The sequence below is a fragment of the Ekhidna sp. ABH4_415 genome, from assembly GCF_056161305.1.
The window spans coordinates 233,998-251,066 of the sequence record NZ_JBSWYW010000006.1 but is presented as its reverse complement, the minus strand read 5'-3'; the positions used below and the strand labels follow the sequence as shown (position 1 = coordinate 251,066).

The following is a 17,069-nucleotide window of genomic DNA, read 5'->3' as shown; positions in this document are numbered from 1 at the left end:
GAGTGATATGAAAAGAAGGAATTTTTTAAAGAAAATAGGTTTTGCTGCAGGTGCTCCCATTGCATTTCAAGGGGTGCCGCTAAAGCTATTGGGTTCTCATCAGGAGATTCAGCACATCGCACAACAAAGCACCAATGATCGAGTACTCATTATCATGCAGCTACATGGGGGCAATGATGGGCTGAATACCGTCATTCCAATTTCAAACTATGACGAGTATTATAGCCGCAGAGCCAATATCGCGATCCCATACAAGGTAGGTAATAGGACATTGATTCCACTCGACAGTACCGTGGCAAGTGAAGAGCAGGTGGGACTTCACCCGGATATGCATGATTTCAAGAGACTATATGATACCGGGAAGGCGGCTGTCTTTCAGGGCGTTTCATATGAAAACAATAATGGCTCTCACTTCAGAGGACGAGATATATGGTTCATGGGTGGAGATGCTGATGACTATTTCAGCTCAGGGTGGATTGGTCGATACCTGGGGAAGGAATATGAGCCCCTTACCTACCCGTCTGACTTCCCAACCGAAGACATGCCAGACCCATTGGCCCTGGAAATGGGAAATGATGTTTCGCTACTGTTTCATCAGGATGGAAACATTCCCACATCCATCTCTTTGGGCAGTAGTCCGGAAAATCTGGCCAACCTTATTGATCAGCTTCAGGGGTATGTGGATGAAGGAGTAGACCCACGTGGTAATCCTCCAGGTTTTCTGAATAACTCACCCTATGGTAGGGAGATGGATTGGATTTTGGGACTGGAAGACAAATCTGAAACCTACATTAAACGGCTTGCTGAAATCTATGAGTCAGCGGCAGAAACATCAGTAACATATCCCGAAACTTATCCTTTCAACGCACCAGAAGGCTCTCGAAGAAATCCTCTGAGCAGCCAACTTCAATTGGTAGCACGTCTGCTTGCTGGTGGTGTAAAAACCAAAGTGTTTTTGGTGAAAATAGGCGGCTTTGACACGCACGCTTCTCAGGTAGAAGAATATGATCCAACAATGGGTGTGCACTCTGCTTTGCTTTACCATATTTCATCTGCAATGCATGCCTTTCAGAAAGATTTAAGATCTCGGGGGCTGGAAGACCGGGTGTTAACTCTAACCATGTCTGAGTTTGGGAGACGAGTAGGCTCAAATGGTAGTTATGGAAGTGATCACGGTACAGGTGGCCCTGTGATGATGTTCGGGTTAGGTGTAAAACCCGGAATTTACGGCACAGTCCCGGATGTATCACAAAGCAACGTAGGCATGCAGTTTGACTACCGACAGATTTACGCAAATGTGCTGTATGAATGGATGGGTGTGGATCGTACGGTTATTGCTAACGATATCTTTTTCCGGGATTTTATTGAAGGACCAAACCCGGCGGGAGGAAATTACGAACCGATGGATCTGATCAAGGAAGTGATTCTTGGAGAGCAGGAGTATGTAAAAAAGAACTACCGAATTGAATCGGTTTATCCAAACCCCGCCTCGACGTATGCTCAGGCAAAAATATTTGTAAACAATTATCAGGATGTGAATGTGCAACTGATTAATGTTAGAGGAGATATCGTGGCTCAAAGTACCAGAAGAGTAGCACCGGGAGAACATATTTTCTCTTTTATGCTAGATTCGTTTAGCCCGGGATTCTATTTTATCAAAGCAAAATCTGAAATGTTAGATGATACGAAAAGACTCATCATCCGTAAATAAGTTCATCAGCTTTCTGATGCTTGTGGTTTTATCTGGAGCTATTATGGCCCAAAAGAAACCGGACAAGAATCCATTGGAGTCTTTTCTGGATACGCAGTTTTGGCTGGGTATCAAAATGGGAATGAATTATACCCAGGCATTCCCTGAGACTCGCAATACCGGGTTTAGTCCTATAGACTATAATGCGGATAGTCTACAAAAATCTTATGACGATTTCGCATTGCCTGGTGCTCATGTTGGGCTAGAGATGAATTTTTATCACAAAGGGTTTTCTGCCTCCTTTCAGCCTGCATATAAAAGAAGTAGGTTTAAATACAATAGTGCACTAGAGTGGAGAGGTGAGACATCTGGTAATCGATTCGAGACGCGATATGATGTAGAGCAGCGAGTGGATGTGTTGGAACTCCCCTTGATGATCAAATATGACGTGATCCGATCCGGGAAAATTCGTCCGTTTGTAATGGTAGGAGGGTTTCATTCACGGATACTTTCGGCGCAAAAAGAGGTTGACATCACCCAGATAGATTACTCAATAGGCAACCCATTGACCTCCGATGGAGGGTCCACCTCCCTGGGAGTAAAAGATGCATTCAAGCCTTTTTCAGGAGTATCCGGTGGACTAGGAGTGAATCTGGATTATTGGAATATCCGAACGGTATTTGAAGTGAACTATAAGCACTCCCTCACATCGGCGACCCAGCCGAACACGCAGGAAAACGAGCTGTCATCTTTGGGAGAAACAAATGATGAAATTTTTCTAAGAGATATCAATGTCTCTCTAAGCTTGGTATTTCCATTCCGATTTATCGATCAACAATTCAAAGCCTATTAGGGCATGGGATGCCCAGCCATTTATTTGAAATAATATGTGCACAAATCAAACATATCACCTAATTCCAAGGCTAAAAAGCCAGATCAAGAAAGTACTGTTTCTAATGGTGATCCCAATTATATTTTCCTGTGCAGATGACGAGCCTGCATTAAGCGCTTCTTTTTTAAAAATCTATGATGACTCAAATCTGGATGTCAGCTATAAGCCCATTGATGTGGTTGAAACCGTTGATGGCTTCATCATTTTGACCGGAACGGAACTATCCAAATCTGACTTCATGGGTATTCGTTTACTCAAAATCGACGAAGAAGGAAACTACGAGTATGAAAGAGATTTGGATGATTATGTTGTTCCAGTTGGGAAAATGTACCTGAATGAGTCTGACAGTAATAGCTACTTTTTTGGTATGAATCCAACCTCACTGGAAGCTGTTCTCATTGGTGTAAACCCTCAACTGGAGGTACAAACAGAGGCTTTAATTGGGGGATTAAACTATCCGCTTTCATCGGCTGTGTTGAGCAACGGAAACTTTCTGCTTCAGAGCTATGATCCGCTAACGCAAGAAACGGAAATCTCAGAAATCTCCCTGGATGGATCTTATGCTGGAGGGAATAGTTACTCCATTGGGCCGGGAGATGATGTGGAAGCAGAAATTATTAATCACTATCTGAATGCCACCGAAAGACCGCTCCCATTCTTTTGCGGGGAAGTGTCAGCTGGTAATTATTATTTCAATGGGTTTTACAACTATAGTTTTTCGCTGGTCTTCACAGATTTTGCTGACACTCCAAGTGGTGTTGTGCAAGGGCAAGCCAGCAATGCCGGATTGAGAGCAGTAATGCCTTTAAGCGGAAGTGATTTTGCAGTGGCAGGATTTCAATTTGATGCTAATTTCCAACTGGCATCAGCCTCACTTTCAACAGGTGGGATTTCCTCAAGTGTTGACCTTTTTCAAGGAAACATGGCTGAAATAAAACCATATACCCCAGCTCAGATTATTAGTTACACTGATAGTGACACTTATTCCATATTTGCCTGTGAGACAAAGGGAAGACAAATTTTACTTAACTTCTACAACTCGTCTGGAGAGATCAGTGGCATGCATCGAATTGGATATTTAAATCCATTCACATTTGCATCCATCAAGCAAGGCAGAGACAATTCCCTTTTAATATTGGGTACTACTTTCGTTGCAGGAAGGTTTGAACGGATCACATTAAACAAAATGGCTTCCAGTGAAATCGCTGGAAATCTGAATTAGCCACTCAGCAAAAAATAGTATCTATCAAAAAGCACTCTCGTATAGTCCTTTTGAATTAGATTTCACGTTCAGCAAATTCAATTGATTCGAATCGAAAAAGTACTTCATGGATAGAAGCTTCCTTCAACTAGAATATTCAGGCTGGTGGATTTTGTTAGTAGTGCTACTAGCAGCAGGATTGTCCTATTTTTTGTACGCTAAAAAAAATGTACCATGGGGCATTACGAAAAACTGGATACTGGCTTCCATCCGGTTTCTGGGCATAATGGCAATCCTACTTTTGCTGCTTTCACCCTCTGTTCGAAACGTAACAAATACAGTAAAAAAGCCTGTTATTGGCATTGCTTTGGACAACTCTGAGTCAGTAATAGAGCGGGGGACAGAAGAAAATGAAATTTTAGAAGCTGTCGAAAGAATGGAAGCATCCCTGAGGAACGTGGATATGGAGGCGACTGTGGTTACGTTCTCTGACTCATTGGTTTTCAATGCTCCCACGACCAGTCTTTCCGATTTAATTGACAAAACGAAAGACAATCTAAAAGATGAAAATCTGGCAGCCCTTCTGATCGTAACTGATGGTATTTATAACAGGGGGAGTTCGCCACTCTATAAAAGTTACATCACGCCCGTTTTCACTTTAGGGCTTGGCGATACCATTCCACCTAAGGATATAAGTATTTCCAGAACATTGTATAACAGCGTGACTTTCAAGGGGAATGAAACACCGGTCAGGCTTGAAGTTAGTCAGCAAGGATATGATAACAGGCAAGTGTCCGTGCGGCTTAGTGAAGGAGGAAGCCTTATCGAAGAGAAGAAGATTCGTCTGAGAAATACAATCGAAGAAGTTGAATTCATAGTCAAATCCGGGGAGGAAGGTCTTAGGCACCTGGTTGCCAGTATTTCACCGTTAGAGGAAGAGTCTACTGTGCAAAACAATCAATCCAATGTTTTTATGGAAGTCATCGATGGGAGGCAAAAAGTGCTATTTGTAGCCAGTTCACCACACCCGGACATCAAAGCCATTAGAAGCTCGCTCGAAGCTACTGGTAACTACGACACCAAAGTTTATATTCCTGAAATACATGATGAAAGACCCAACGATATTTTTGATGTAGTGGTGTTTCATGGGGCATTTACATCCGGGGTTCAGTTCATCCCTAAAGAGAATCCCGGTCGATGGTATATTTTGAGTAATGAAAGTTCGATTACTTCGATAAACAAAGCATTGCCTTACATCAACATTGAAAGACGTGGTTCTCAGCCGGATAAAGTAGTGGGCTCTTTTAATCAGAATTTCAGTAAATTCAAAATAGAGGATGCTTCAGTATTCGAGGAGTATCCGCCCATCGAAGTTCCTTTTGGAAATTACACATTGAGCGGACCAACCGAAATTGTGATGTACCAGCAACTGGGAAGTGTGAAAACACAGAAACCACTAATGGTTGTATATGATGATGGATCTCAGAAAAGCGCTGTGCTTCTAGGGCAAGACATTTGGAAATGGAAGTTGCAGGAGGCAGCCATCCATAACGATGCAACTCACTTCGAAAGCCTGATTACTAAGACCATTCAGTTCCTTTCTGTTAAAAACGACAAGAAGCAATTCCGATTTGATGTGAGGGAAAATAGCTTTTTAGATTCAGAGCCTGCTCTGTTTGATGTAGAGGTTTATAATGATATTTATGAAAGAATTTACGGGAATGGTATAGAAATCAATATCACTTCAGAAAATGGAGAGTCTCATCGTTTCAATTTCACAGATTCTGAATATAATTCCACTTTTCGTGCACCTATCTTATCACAGGGTATTTATCGCTATCAGGCTCGAGTCAATGTAGGTGATAAGGTATTTACAGATCAGGGTGAATTTTCAGTTCAGGATGTAAACCCTGAGTTTCTAAATCTTACGGCTAATCACCGCCTGTTGAAAAACATCAGCAAAAAAACAGGGGGTTCTTATGCACACATTGATGACCTGGAAGTGCTCATATCCGAAATTCAAAACAGAGGCTTTAAGTCCATTATTAAAAGTGATGAGGAACTGGTGCCGCTCTATCGTGCATGGTGGTGGTACCTGATCATTTTCATGCTTTTTTCTACTGAATGGTTTTTGAGGAAGTATTGGGGGGGATATTAGAAAGGGGCTAAAATGCCCCTTTTTTGCTATTGTTTGGTGAGTTCAAACGATATGAACGGATACCAGTTTTTACCATCCGCAGAGAAAGCCCCGTTCTCAACCCATTTTTCATCATCGATATCTATTGTGTACTTAATTTGACCATTTGGGATGTTAAAGCCCCATTCAAATTTTCCATTCTCTATTTCTTTCATTTTGGCTTCCGTTTTTCTTCCATCCGGAAGAAAAGAATGAAAACTATAATCAGAAGAAACTGTGTCGTACGTTACCACCGCCATAGCATTATGAACAATTTTTCCTTCAGAATACCCTTTGCCTTTGATTAAAAGCGCTGTAGCGTCCAGCTCCATTGTAATCTCTTCTTCTTGCGTAAATTCATACCGAACTCCAGATTTATCCATGTACCATCCCCCACCTCTCCAATTTCCAACCATAGGATCTAATTTTCTCATTTCATTTTGTGATTGTGCCAGAAAACAGATACCTGGCATCATTAAAATCGTTAATACGATGCTTTTCATAATTGATAATATTTAAAGTTGTTTATTTTATAAACTATAAATTGAAAAAAATTATTCTATATATTGTTTGAGATTATTCACATAATCCTCAAAAGCCTTTATCCCCACTTTTGTTATGCTGCACGTAGTAAGTGGTTTTTTGCCTTTAAATGACTTAGTCACACTGATATACCCCGCATTTGATAATTTATCCAATTGGACACTCAAGTTTCCCGCAGTTGCACCCGTCTTTTCTTTAATAAAAACGAATTCAGCAGAATCAACTCCAATCAATAAAGACATAATAGCCAGACGAAGCTGGGAGTGTAATAATGGATCTAGCTTCGCGAAACTCATTTTTCTGCTTTTCTAAGTAAATATCCAGGAATAAGGTATCCGGCAAATATTCCAACAGCTCCTACAATGTATTGATCAATGGGATTCAGGTTAAAAGCCACTACGCTAGAAATCCAAAGTGCTATTCCACCCATTGTTAATGGACTAAACCGAAGAGCCTGACCAGATATATAAGTTCCAATCCCGGCAAAAGCCAAAATGATTGCATTGACATTGTAGTTTACATTCTCCATAAAAAACAGAATAATAAGAACCCCAATAAAGACGGCAATCCAAATATGACTGTATAATCTGTCCAAATGCCCCCTTACCGTGCTCCTTTTACCCATTTTGGCTCCATATACCATTGAGGCAATCGCCGCTGGAATCACAAGCAACCAAACGATATATGGATGTTCATACCAATCGAACCTTGCGATTAGATAGTGTCCGAGATTGGCAGTCATTACTACCCACCCCCATAGTAGAAAGAAGAAGCTACCTCCCTTTGCTACATTCTGCTTTGCCTGTCCAATCATCTCTGTGATCAGCGTCAAGCTCTCTTCTTTTGATAATTCTTTGTTACTCATAATTTTTATAGTTTTTTACTATAAATACGAATCAAATATAAATAAGTTTACATTATAAACCTAATTTAAAAAAATTAAGGGATGCATTACCATCCCTTATTATCAATTACTTCTCTTTTTTATCTTGTTCTTTTTTGTCCTGCGACTTATTTGGCTTCTTTTTCTTCAACTTAATCGTCAGTTCCTCCTTCTTGCCGTCCCAGTCAGCTACTAAAGTATCGCCTTCCTGAATTTCTCCTTGCAATATTTCCTCTGCAATTGGATCCTCCAAGTGTTTTTGAATTGCTCTGGCTAAAGGTCGTGCTCCATATTGAGGATCATATCCTTTCTCTGCTAAAAACTCTTTCGCCTTTTTGGTCAACTCAATGGAGTAACCCAGGTCGGTAATTCTCGAGAATAATTTACCAAGTGTTATATCGATGATCTTGAATATATCTTCTTTCTCAAGAGAGTTGAAGATGATCACGTCATCTAACCTGTTCAGGAATTCCGGACTGAAGGTTTTCTTCAATGCATTCTGAATGGTAGACTTCATGATATCATCCATGCTGTCTTTTCTGCTTTGCGTTGCAAAACCAATTCCAGCACCGAAATCTTTCAAGTCACGCACACCAATGTTAGATGTCATAATGATCAAAGTGTTTCTAAAGTCCACCTTTCTGCCGAGACCATCTGTGAGGACACCATCATCTAATACCTGAAGAAGGATATTGAAAACATCAGGATGTGCTTTTTCTATTTCGTCCAAAAGCACAACACTGTACGGCTTTCTTCTTACTTTCTCTGTAAGCTGTCCCCCTTCTTCATATCCAACATATCCCGGAGGCGCTCCAACTAATCTAGACACAGAAAATTTCTCCATGTATTCACTCATATCAATTCGAATGAGTGAATCTTCTTTATCAAAAAGGAAAGTAGAAAGGACTTTCGCCATTTCGGTTTTTCCTACCCCGGTAGGTCCCAGAAACACGAATGAGCCTATAGGTTTTTTAGGATCTTTTAACCCTACTCTTGTTCGCTGAATGGCCTTAGCCAGTTTCTTAATTGCTTCTTCCTGTCCTATAACTTTCCCCTGAAGCTCTTTGCCCATGGTCAAAAGCTTGGCACTTTCATTCTCAGCAATACGCTTGGTTGGAATTCCAGTCATCATGGCGATGACATCAGCTACATTATCCTCTCCTACTTCATATCGCTTTGTTCTTGTTTCCTCTTCCCATCGAGCTTTTTCATCTTCCAGCTGAGCAATCAATTTCTTCTCACGATCTCTAAGCTGTGCCGCCTCCTCATACTTTTGGCTCTTTACAACCTTGTTTTTCTCCTTCTTCACATCTTCAATCTGCTCCTCAAGCTCAGTAATGATCTTCGGTACATTGATATTATTGATGTGTACCCGAGCTCCTGCTTCATCCAGGACATCAATCGCTTTGTCCGGAAGGAACCGGTCAGAAATGTATCGATCCGAGAGCGTCACACACGCTTTTACAGCCTCTGGCGTATAATTTACGTGGTGGTGATTCTCATACTTGTCTTTGATGTTTTCGAGAATCTTGTGTGTCTCCTCTGGAGAAGTAGCATCTACCATTACCATCTGGAATCGACGAGCAAGAGCGCCATCTTTTTCAATGTATTGACGATACTCATCCAGTGTGGTAGCGCCGATGCATTGAATTTCACCTCTGGCTAACGCTGGCTTGAACATATTGGACGCATCCAAAGAGCCGGAAGCCCCTCCTGCACCAACAATAGTGTGAAGCTCATCAATGAAAAGAATGACTTCAGGAGATTTTTCAATCTCATTCATCACTGCTTTCATTCGCTCTTCAAACTGCCCTCGGTATTTGGTACCGGCCACCAATGATGCCAGATCAAGTGTAACTACTCTTTTGCCAAAAAGAATTCTGGATACTTTCTTTTGGGAAATTCGAAGCGCAAGTCCTTCAGCAATGGCTGTTTTACCTACCCCTGGTTCCCCAATAAGAATCGGATTATTCTTCTTTCTTCGACTCAGTACCTGAGCCACCCGCTCAATTTCTTTTTCCCGACCAATGATCGGGTCAAGTTTATCCTCCTCTGCTAATTTGGTCAGGTCTCTACCAAAATTATCAAGCACAGGAGTTCTTGATTTTTCATTGCCTTTTTCTTTGCCTGCAGAAGATCTGCCTGACCCACGAGGAGTACTGGAATACAGCTCGTCTCCTTCATCGTTTGGGTCATCTGTATCGGCAGATGCGATTGGATTCTCTGTTTGATACTCTAACATCTCTTTTACCAAATCATAGTTTACTTCAAATTTCTCCAGTATTTGAGTTGCAAGATTATCTTCATCCCGGAGGATCGAAAGCAACAAGTGCTCAGTACCAATTAATGCACTCTTGAAGATCTTTGCCTCCAGATATGTGATTTTTAATACTTTTTCTGACTGCCTTGTTAATGGAATGTTCGCCAGGTTCTTTACGTTGCTGGTCGCTGTTCCTTTGGTGGCTTGCTCTATTGCAGAGCGTAATTCTTTCATGGACAAGCCAAGCTTTTTCATTACGCTTACAGCAACGCCCTCTCCCTCTCTGATCATTCCCAGTAAGAGGTGCTCTGTGCCAATATAGTCATGGCCCAAACGTAGGGCCTCTTCTCTACTCAGTGAGATAACTTCTTTGACTCTGTTTGAAAATTTTGCCTCTTTTGACATGCGTTTTGCCTTTCGCTTTTTAGTAAAAATATAGGATATACGAAGAAATATCCTTCAATGTAGATGAAAAAACGTGAGCAGTTTAGGATTTGTTCATTCTCTCGTCGAAATACTTTTAAGCATCGATATACTGCAAGCTTTATTTAGATCCCAAATACGATTTGCGTAAAACTTGTGCCGCATTTGGACCTTCGCACATGATCAAATCCACTATGCTCAGATTTGGTACAAAGGTACCACCAAAAAGCTGGGGATAAGTGAAGGGCTCATATATTTTTCGATCAGAAAACGGTTTCTTCGGATTGATTACATTTCGATAGTCTGCCTCACATTGCTTTTGAAAGTCTTCTGTGTATGAGATGGTTAGGCCTTTTTGCAATATCCTTAGCACTAATTTCATGAATGCTAAATTGAGGCCGACCAAGTCAGGGATTTTTTGATCCCAAATTGCCTTAAACTCCTCACCAAAATATTCAAAGAATGGTGCCTTGCCATATGCTGAATAAAGCGCACCCCAATGATCCCTGACCCAACGTTGAGAGTAATCAATTTCAACATCTTTCGTCAGACTTCCATTGGAATACCGCACGGGAATAATCAACGGTTGAATTTTGTTTGACGTTAGAAAATAAGCCCTGTTTCTATACGTCTGTTTGGGAAACGAATCATATACCTCGAGGCACACCTCCTCATGCTGAATGAGTAATGCATAATATTCCAGACTACCTAAGTAGTGCGGTTCAACAACAATTTTTCTCATGCAATGATGTTCACATCTCCGATTCCTTCTCTCACAATGACAGGGTCCATTCCCGTACAATCGATTACCGTACTTGGATGCACCTCTCCATACCCTCCGTCAATTACAATATCAACCTGATTTTTAAACTCATCGTAAATTAATTCCGGATCTGTGGCATGATCCTGAACATCATCATGTACTGATGTCGTTATGATTGGGTTGCCCAACTCTTTTACGATTTCACGAGGAATGTTATTGTCCGGCACCCGAATACCTACCGTCTTTTTCTTAACGTTGAGAATCTTCGGGACTTTTGATGACGATTCCAGTATGTAAGTATATGGCCCGGGTAACGATTTTTTCATCAACTTGAAAGTTGGGGTATCCAGATGCTTGACATATTCTGAGATATGACTCAGGTCGTAGCAAATGAAAGATAGATTCAGGTGTTTTCCCTTAATTCCCTTGAGGATTCGGATCCGCTCAATCGCTTTTTGATTGAAAATATCACACCCCAGCCCATAGATCGTGTCTGTTGGATAGATAATAACCCCACCATCTCTTAGGACATTGGCAATCTCCACTATTTTCCTTCGCTCAGGGTTCTCTGGATATAATTTGATGAATTCAGCTGCCATTAGTGCTTAAATCTGAACAAAATAAGTTACAAAAAGGATGGAATAACCAGTATTTTAAAATCAAAATATGGAATCGTTAAGATTATCCGCTATGGATTAATTTATTTTGCGGAAAATTTCTGCTCACTTTTGGGGAGGATCCCTCTTTTTTATGACAGAAGATTGATACGAGATTAATAAAAAACACATGTCAGATAAATCAACAATCAAAAAACCTAATGGTAAATTAGGAATTCTTACTCCAGGAATGGGTGCTGTAGCGACCACTTTTATGGCCGGGGTACTAAGCATTAGAAAAGGCTTATCAGAACCTATCGGCTCCCTCACTCAAATGGGCACCATACGACTGGGAAAGCGAACTGAAAATCGAAATCCACTTATTAAAGACTTTGTTCCTTTGGCAGCCTTGGAAGATGTCGCTCTTGGTGGCTGGGACATATTCGAAGACAATGCCTATGAAGCTGCAATGCATGCGAAGGTTTTGGACAAAGATCTTTTGAACGACCTGAAAGATGAACTTGAGCAAATCAAGCCGATGAAGGCAGTGTTTGACAAAAACTACGTGAAACGACTGGAAGGTAGCTACTTTAAAAAAGGAGCTAACAAAATGGAGCTTGCGGAAATGTTGATGGAAGACATTGAAAACTTCAAAAAAGAAAATAACTGCGAGCGTGTAGTGATGGTGTGGTGTGGATCTACCGAGATTTACATCGAGGAAGGGGAAGTTCACTCTACTATTGAAAAATTCGAGGAAGGGCTAAGAAACAACCACCCTGATATTCCACCAAGCATGATCTATGCTTATGCTGCCATCAAAATGGGGGTACCATATGCCAACGGAGCACCTAACCTTTCGTGTGACGTAGATTGTCTGGTAGAGCTTGCTAAGCAAACGGGAACTCCAATCGCTGGAAAAGACTTTAAAACAGGTCAAACCTTGATGAAAACCATTCTGGCACCAGGTTTAAAAGCAAGATCTTTGGGTATTGACGGATGGTTCTCTACCAATATTCTTGGTAACAGAGACGGTGAAGTATTGGATGATCCGGATAACTTCAAAACCAAAGAAGTTTCAAAACTTGGTGTGTTGGAGCAAGTGCTTGAACCAGAACTACACCCTACACTTTACGGAAACCTTTATCATAAAGTAAGAATCAACTATTATCCACCAAGAGGTGATGATAAAGAAGGATGGGACAACATCGACATTAAAGGATGGTTGGGCTACAAAATGCAGATCAAAGTGGATTTCTTATGTAAAGATTCCATTCTTGCAGCTCCTTTGGTTCTAGACCTTGCCTTATTCCTTGACCTTGCGCAACGTGCTGAAATGAAAGGTATTCAAGAGTGGCTTTCATTCTACTTAAAATCGCCGCAAGCATTGAAAGGACTTAAGCCTCAGCATGACATCTTTGTTCAGCTGATGAAGCTTAAGAATACGCTTCGCCATCTTGCGGGTGAAACGCTAATTACGAATTTAGGATTGGATTACTACGATTGATCAGAGTCGTTTTTGATCCATTAAATTAATTGTACTTTGGAGGTCATCTGGATTGTCTACATCATTCCAGGTGTACCCCTCCACTAGTACAGATTTTGCCTCTCGGCTGTCGATCAATTTTGAGACTGACTCAGAGATGGTGTACTCTTTCTGGTCAAACGATTGTTGAAAAACATCAAACACCTCAGATTTTAGCCTAAACAGACCCGTATCGTACCTGTTGTAATCTGGTATTGTTTTACTAATCGATTTGATAAAGTCGTTATCGTCTACAAGTACTTTGGTCACATCATCAATGTCAATGTGATTATTAGATTCCCCCGGCATATCTACAGCCAATTGAAGTGTATTCTCTAATCCACTCGATTTTTTTACAAATTCTCCTACAAACTCTGGATCAAAAACATGATCCCCCATTGTGAGGAAAAAGTCCGACATTTCATTTTTTTCAACCCATTCTTTCGCCCGAAAAACAGAAAAACCGTTTTCCAAATCAAACCTCTCATTGTGAAGGATAGTTATATCAGCATTGTGTGTTTTTTTAAGTTCTGGTAATGCTTCTTCAAGTTTCTCTGCTCCATATCCGCTGATGATACAAAACTTTTTCACACCGTGGCTTTTGAAAATTCGGATATGACGAGACATCAAGGTTTCGCCATTCAAAGAGACCAAACTTTTAGGAATGCCTGTATCTAATCGGGTATTTTTACCAGCAGCAAGTATTACTAGATTCAAAATGAATTGGTTTTCGTATTAAAAAATGATGAAGCTTTCGATTCAAATCTCAATGTTACGAAAATGTTTCCAAGTGATATAACTATTTTTGCGGAATGGGGAATTTTCTGAGAGAACGATTTTCAACCTTCAAGTTAGCAGAAGACGCTAAGAAGAACGGATACTATGCGTTTTTCCGAACTTTCCAGTCCAAACAAGAGACTGAAGTGAAGGTGAATGGGAAAGATGTTTTAATGTTTGGATCAAACAGCTATTTGGGTCTTACCACTCACCCAAAGGTGATTGAGGCTGCAGAATCAGCTGTGAGGAAATATGGATCAAGTTGTTCGGGTTCCAGGTTTTTGAATGGAACTACCGACATGCATGAGAAGCTGGAAAACATGCTTGCCCAATTCCTCAATAAAGAAGAAGCACTCGTTTTCAGTACAGGTTTTCAGGTTAATCTCGGAGTTCTGCCATCCATTGCCAAACAAGGTGATGCGCTTTTATTAGATCGACTGAATCATGCTTCCATTTATGAAGGTGCCAAACTAAGCGATGCATCCACTGTCGTTTTTCGTCACAACGACATGCAGGCACTTGAAAAGAAGCTTGCGAATCTTCAGGATGCCAACCACCGAATCATCGTAGTGGATGGAATCTTCAGCATGGAAGGAAATATTGCCAAGCTTCCGGAAATCGTTGCTCTTGCAAAGAAATACAATGCCTCAGTTATGAGTGACTGTGCGCACGCAGTAGGTGTGCTTGGAGATCATGGAAGAGGCACACCAGATCACTTTGGCGTAACTGATGACGTAGAATTAATCGGAGGTACATTTAGTAAGTCGCTAGCCTCTCTTGGAGGATTTGTTGCAGGCGATAAAGAAACTATTCAATACATCAGACACGTGGCTCGCTCATTAATTTTTAGTGCGAGTATGACGCCTTCATCTACGGCAGCCACTATTGCAGCTCTTGAAATCATGCAATCGGATGACTCTAGAAGACTTAAGCTTTGGGAAAACACGAATTACTCATTGAAGCGTTTGAAAGAGCTTGGTTTTGATACAGGTTATGCGGAAACACCAATTATTCCTATCTACATCAGGGATAATGAAAAAGCCTATAAAATGACAATGCGTTTGTTTGAAGAAGGCGTATTTGTGAATCCGGTCGTTGCTCCTGCTGTAGCCCCTACTGATACACTTATCCGATTCTCACTGATGGCTACTCACACCATTGAACAGATCGATATTGCTATCGATAAGATTTTGAAAGTAGCTGACGAACTTGAAGTGAAACGTCAAACAGAAGTGGCTTAAATTGAAAGTAGCGATCACTGGAGCTAATGGTTTTCTCGGATCATACCTGGTGAAAGAATGCCTCCGTCAGCAGATGGAGGTATATGCTTTAATACGGGCAAGTGCTAACACTTCACTCCTTTCTGAGGATAAGAACCTTTACGTAAAAAACGTCGATTACAGACAAGACTTAACCTCTCAGTTTTCCGATATCAAAAAGGAAGCTGGTCAAATAGATTTTTTCCTGCACAATGCAGGAATGACCGTGAGCCTTAAGAATGATGAGTACTATCAGGTAAACGTTGGGTTAACTACAGCCATATGTGATTCGCTACTTAAAACCGAACTACTAAAAGAAGGTGGAACTTTCGTCTATACTTCCTCTTATGCAGCCCATGGCCCTGCGAATACGAAAAAGCCTGTTTCTCATTACGGTCGCAGTAAATTACAAGCAGAGCAGGTAATTCAGGAAAAGATGAAAAAATACCTGCTGGTTCGTCCAACAGCCATTTATGGTGCTGGAGATGAAGCTTTCTTGCCCCTTTTTAAAGGTGCTAAAATGGGTGTTTACCCTATCACAGACAGTAAGCAGCGCATGAGTATGATCCATGGAGCTGACCTGGCTCGAATGGTTGTGCAGGATATGCAAAATGAAACCGGACCACTGCACTACAATGATGGCCATACCTATCTTCACAGAGATTTTGTAGAAATTTTTGTGGCACTTTTTAAAAGAAAGATCAGAACTTTCCCCCTTCCGAAATGGCTGGCCAAGTTTTCGATGGGTTCTTCTGATGTGTGGCACAAACTCATCAACAAAAGGCCCGGAATAACTCTCGAGAAATTTGATGAGATTTCTCAGCATTGGGATCTTCATACCACCGAATTGAAACACTCTTCAGTAAAACCTGAAATATCTTTGAAGGAAGGATTTAAAGATGCACTTAAATACTACCAGGAAAACAACCTCATCTGATGTTACTTGAAATAAAGGAAGTCAACACCAAAAAGGAGCTAAAGCAATTCATTAGGTTCCCTTTTGTGCTTTACAAAGACAACCCTTACTATGTCACCCCACTCATCGATTTTGAGATGAGCACACTGATGAAGGACAAGAATCCTGCCTTTGAACATGCAGAAGCGCAGTATTGGGTTGTTGAGAAGAATGGAAAAATAGCTGGCCGAATCGCAGCGATCATTTTAGACACTGAGCTAAAAGAAAAATCACTTGCCCGTTTTGGTTGGATCGACTTCATCGATGATAAAGATGTCTCACAACTTTTGCTGAACACGGCTAAAAAGTGGGCTGAGTCAAAAGGAGCAAAAGCAATCCATGGTCCAATGGGCTTTACAGATTTGGATTTTGAGGGTGCTTTGATTTCAGGATTTGATCAAATCGCTACTCAAGCAACCATATACAACCACTCATACTACATTGATCATTTCCGTGCCTGGAATATGGAAATCGCTGCGACCTGGGTAGAGCTGAGAGGGAAAGCTCCTGCCAAAAATCCTGAAAAAATTGGCAGAGTGGTCAAGCTTATCCAGGATCGATATAAAGTGAAAGTAAAGGATTTCAAAAACACCAAAGAGATTCTAAAGTACGCCCCTGGAGTGTTTAGTGTTTTGAATGAAGCATACTCAAAACTTTATGGCTACATCCCACTCACGCAAAAACAAATCAATTACTATGTGGAGCAATACTTCGGCTTCATCCGCAAAGATTTTGTTTGTATTGTCGTAAACGAAGCAGATGAGGTAGTTGGGTTTGCATTAACGCTACCCTCTCTTTCGAAAGCCTTACAGAAGGCCAAAGGGTCACTTTACCCCCTAGGCTTCATTCATGTCTTAAAAGCTTTTTATTACAATGATACAGCCGATCTGTTTTTGATTGGTGTAAAGCCTGAGTATCAAAAGCTGGGAGTTCATGCGCTTATCTTTGACCACCTACAAAAGGTCTATGAAAAACACGGGATAAAATACATGGCCTCAGGTCCTATGCTGGAGGATAATAAAAATGTGCTGAATACGTGGAGTGCGTTTGATATCGACATTGGAAAAATAAAGCGCTCTTGTTTCATCAAACATTTCTAGTCAATTTTTGTAGCTTCACGTGATGAAAT

The 17,069-nt window shown here is 41.0% G+C and carries 15 protein-coding genes; 8 read left to right on the top strand and 7 right to left on the bottom strand.

Annotated features, from left to right (window positions below; all coding sequences use genetic code 11):
- Positions 1 to 7 precede the first annotated feature (7 nt).
- From ACXAH9_RS12335 to ACXAH9_RS12320, 4 genes are all read left to right on the top strand, one after another.
- Complete coding sequence (locus ACXAH9_RS12335) at positions 8 to 1,711, top strand: DUF1501 domain-containing protein (RefSeq protein ID WP_474895166.1); 1,704 nt, start codon at positions 8 to 10, stop codon at positions 1,709 to 1,711.
- Entirely contained in the window at positions 1,680 to 2,543 is an 864-nt protein-coding gene (locus tag ACXAH9_RS12330; protein ID WP_474895165.1) for an outer membrane beta-barrel protein, read from the top strand. Before ACXAH9_RS12335 ends, ACXAH9_RS12330 begins: the two co-directional genes overlap by 32 nt.
- Before the next feature lie 34 nt (positions 2,544 to 2,577).
- Entirely contained in the window at positions 2,578 to 3,804 is a 1,227-nt protein-coding gene (locus tag ACXAH9_RS12325) for a hypothetical protein (protein ID WP_474895164.1), read from the top strand.
- Positions 3,805 to 3,910: 106 nt separating this feature from the next.
- Positions 3,911 to 5,941 (top strand): hypothetical protein, encoded by a 2,031-nt coding sequence (locus ACXAH9_RS12320; RefSeq protein ID WP_474895163.1) that lies wholly within the window; start codon positions 3,911 to 3,913, stop codon positions 5,939 to 5,941.
- A gap of 26 nt (positions 5,942 to 5,967) precedes the next feature.
- Here the strand turns inward: ACXAH9_RS12320 and ACXAH9_RS12315 are convergent, their stop codons facing one another.
- The 6 genes from ACXAH9_RS12315 to ACXAH9_RS12290 form a co-directional block, all read right to left on the bottom strand.
- A complete protein-coding gene (locus tag ACXAH9_RS12315; protein ID WP_474895162.1) occupies positions 5,968 to 6,462 on the bottom strand; it encodes a hypothetical protein in 495 nt (164 codons plus the stop codon).
- A 51-nt stretch (positions 6,463 to 6,513) separates the two neighbouring features.
- A complete protein-coding gene (locus ACXAH9_RS12310) occupies positions 6,514 to 6,798 on the bottom strand; it encodes a winged helix-turn-helix domain-containing protein (RefSeq protein WP_349563793.1) in 285 nt (94 codons plus the stop codon).
- The gene (locus ACXAH9_RS12305) at positions 6,795 to 7,367 is read right to left on the bottom strand and encodes a hypothetical protein (protein ID WP_474895161.1); all 573 of its coding nucleotides are present in this window, start codon (positions 7,365 to 7,367) and stop codon (positions 6,795 to 6,797) included. Before ACXAH9_RS12305 ends, ACXAH9_RS12310 begins: the two co-directional genes overlap by 4 nt.
- A 106-nt stretch (positions 7,368 to 7,473) precedes the next feature.
- Complete coding sequence (locus ACXAH9_RS12300; RefSeq protein ID WP_474895160.1) at positions 7,474 to 10,050, bottom strand: ATP-dependent Clp protease ATP-binding subunit; 2,577 nt, start codon at positions 10,048 to 10,050, stop codon at positions 7,474 to 7,476.
- 139 nt (positions 10,051 to 10,189) lie between these two features.
- Positions 10,190 to 10,810 (bottom strand): WbqC family protein, encoded by a 621-nt coding sequence (locus tag ACXAH9_RS12295; RefSeq protein WP_474895159.1) that lies wholly within the window; start codon positions 10,808 to 10,810, stop codon positions 10,190 to 10,192.
- Entirely contained in the window at positions 10,807 to 11,430 is a 624-nt protein-coding gene (locus ACXAH9_RS12290; protein WP_474895158.1) for an L-threonylcarbamoyladenylate synthase, read from the bottom strand. Before ACXAH9_RS12290 ends, ACXAH9_RS12295 begins: the two co-directional genes overlap by 4 nt.
- Before the next feature lie 187 nt (positions 11,431 to 11,617).
- Here ACXAH9_RS12290 and ACXAH9_RS12285 point away from each other — a divergent pair, with 187 nt between their 5' ends.
- Entirely contained in the window at positions 11,618 to 12,931 is a 1,314-nt protein-coding gene (locus ACXAH9_RS12285) for an inositol-3-phosphate synthase (RefSeq protein WP_474895157.1), read from the top strand.
- On the opposite strand, the gene ACXAH9_RS12280 is transcribed toward ACXAH9_RS12285, so the two are convergent.
- Positions 12,932 to 13,666 carry a phosphocholine cytidylyltransferase family protein gene (locus ACXAH9_RS12280; protein WP_474895156.1) on the bottom strand — a complete coding sequence of 245 codons (735 nt, stop codon included), beginning with the start codon at positions 13,664 to 13,666 and terminating at the stop codon, positions 12,932 to 12,934.
- A 95-nt stretch (positions 13,667 to 13,761) separates the two neighbouring features.
- Between ACXAH9_RS12280 and ACXAH9_RS12275 the strand changes: the two genes are divergently transcribed.
- The 3 genes from ACXAH9_RS12275 to ACXAH9_RS12265 are packed head-to-tail and all read left to right on the top strand — an operon-like array spanning position 13,762 to position 17,040.
- The gene (locus tag ACXAH9_RS12275) at positions 13,762 to 14,967 is read left to right on the top strand and encodes an aminotransferase class I/II-fold pyridoxal phosphate-dependent enzyme (RefSeq protein WP_474895155.1); all 1,206 of its coding nucleotides are present in this window, start codon (positions 13,762 to 13,764) and stop codon (positions 14,965 to 14,967) included.
- Position 14,968: 1 nt separating this feature from the next.
- A complete protein-coding gene (locus ACXAH9_RS12270; protein WP_474895154.1) occupies positions 14,969 to 15,922 on the top strand; it encodes an NAD-dependent epimerase/dehydratase family protein in 954 nt (317 codons plus the stop codon).
- Positions 15,922 to 17,040, top strand: coding sequence for a hypothetical protein (locus ACXAH9_RS12265; RefSeq protein WP_474895153.1), 1,119 nt, complete (start codon positions 15,922 to 15,924; stop codon positions 17,038 to 17,040). The genes ACXAH9_RS12270 and ACXAH9_RS12265 overlap by 1 nt, the downstream gene beginning before the upstream one ends.
- Positions 17,041 to 17,069 lie beyond the last annotated feature (29 nt).

Bases quoted from the DNA above. Each gene is read 5' to 3' on its own strand.
- ACXAH9_RS12275 (WP_474895155.1), top strand. From the start codon at position 13,762: ATGGGGAATTTTCTGAGAGAACGATTTTCAACCTTCAAGTTAGCAGAA.
- ACXAH9_RS12335 (WP_474895166.1), top strand. From the start codon at position 8: ATGAAAAGAAGGAATTTTTTAAAGAAAATAGGTTTTGCTGCAGGTGCT.
- ACXAH9_RS12290 (WP_474895158.1), bottom strand. From the start codon at position 11,430: ATGGCAGCTGAATTCATCAAATTATATCCAGAGAACCCTGAGCGAAGG.
- ACXAH9_RS12285 (WP_474895157.1), top strand. From the start codon at position 11,618: ATGTCAGATAAATCAACAATCAAAAAACCTAATGGTAAATTAGGAATT.
- ACXAH9_RS12305 (WP_474895161.1), bottom strand. From the start codon at position 7,367: ATGAGTAACAAAGAATTATCAAAAGAAGAGAGCTTGACGCTGATCACA.
- ACXAH9_RS12320 (WP_474895163.1), top strand. From the start codon at position 3,911: ATGGATAGAAGCTTCCTTCAACTAGAATATTCAGGCTGGTGGATTTTG.
- ACXAH9_RS12310 (WP_349563793.1), bottom strand. From the start codon at position 6,798: ATGAGTTTCGCGAAGCTAGATCCATTATTACACTCCCAGCTTCGTCTG.
- ACXAH9_RS12295 (WP_474895159.1), bottom strand. From the start codon at position 10,810: ATGAGAAAAATTGTTGTTGAACCGCACTACTTAGGTAGTCTGGAATAT.
- ACXAH9_RS12330 (WP_474895165.1), top strand. From the start codon at position 1,680: ATGATACGAAAAGACTCATCATCCGTAAATAAGTTCATCAGCTTTCTG.
- ACXAH9_RS12325 (WP_474895164.1), top strand. From the start codon at position 2,578: ATGTGCACAAATCAAACATATCACCTAATTCCAAGGCTAAAAAGCCAG.
- ACXAH9_RS12315 (WP_474895162.1), bottom strand. From the start codon at position 6,462: ATGAAAAGCATCGTATTAACGATTTTAATGATGCCAGGTATCTGTTTT.
- ACXAH9_RS12265 (WP_474895153.1), top strand. From the start codon at position 15,922: ATGTTACTTGAAATAAAGGAAGTCAACACCAAAAAGGAGCTAAAGCAA.
- ACXAH9_RS12300 (WP_474895160.1), bottom strand. From the start codon at position 10,050: ATGTCAAAAGAGGCAAAATTTTCAAACAGAGTCAAAGAAGTTATCTCA.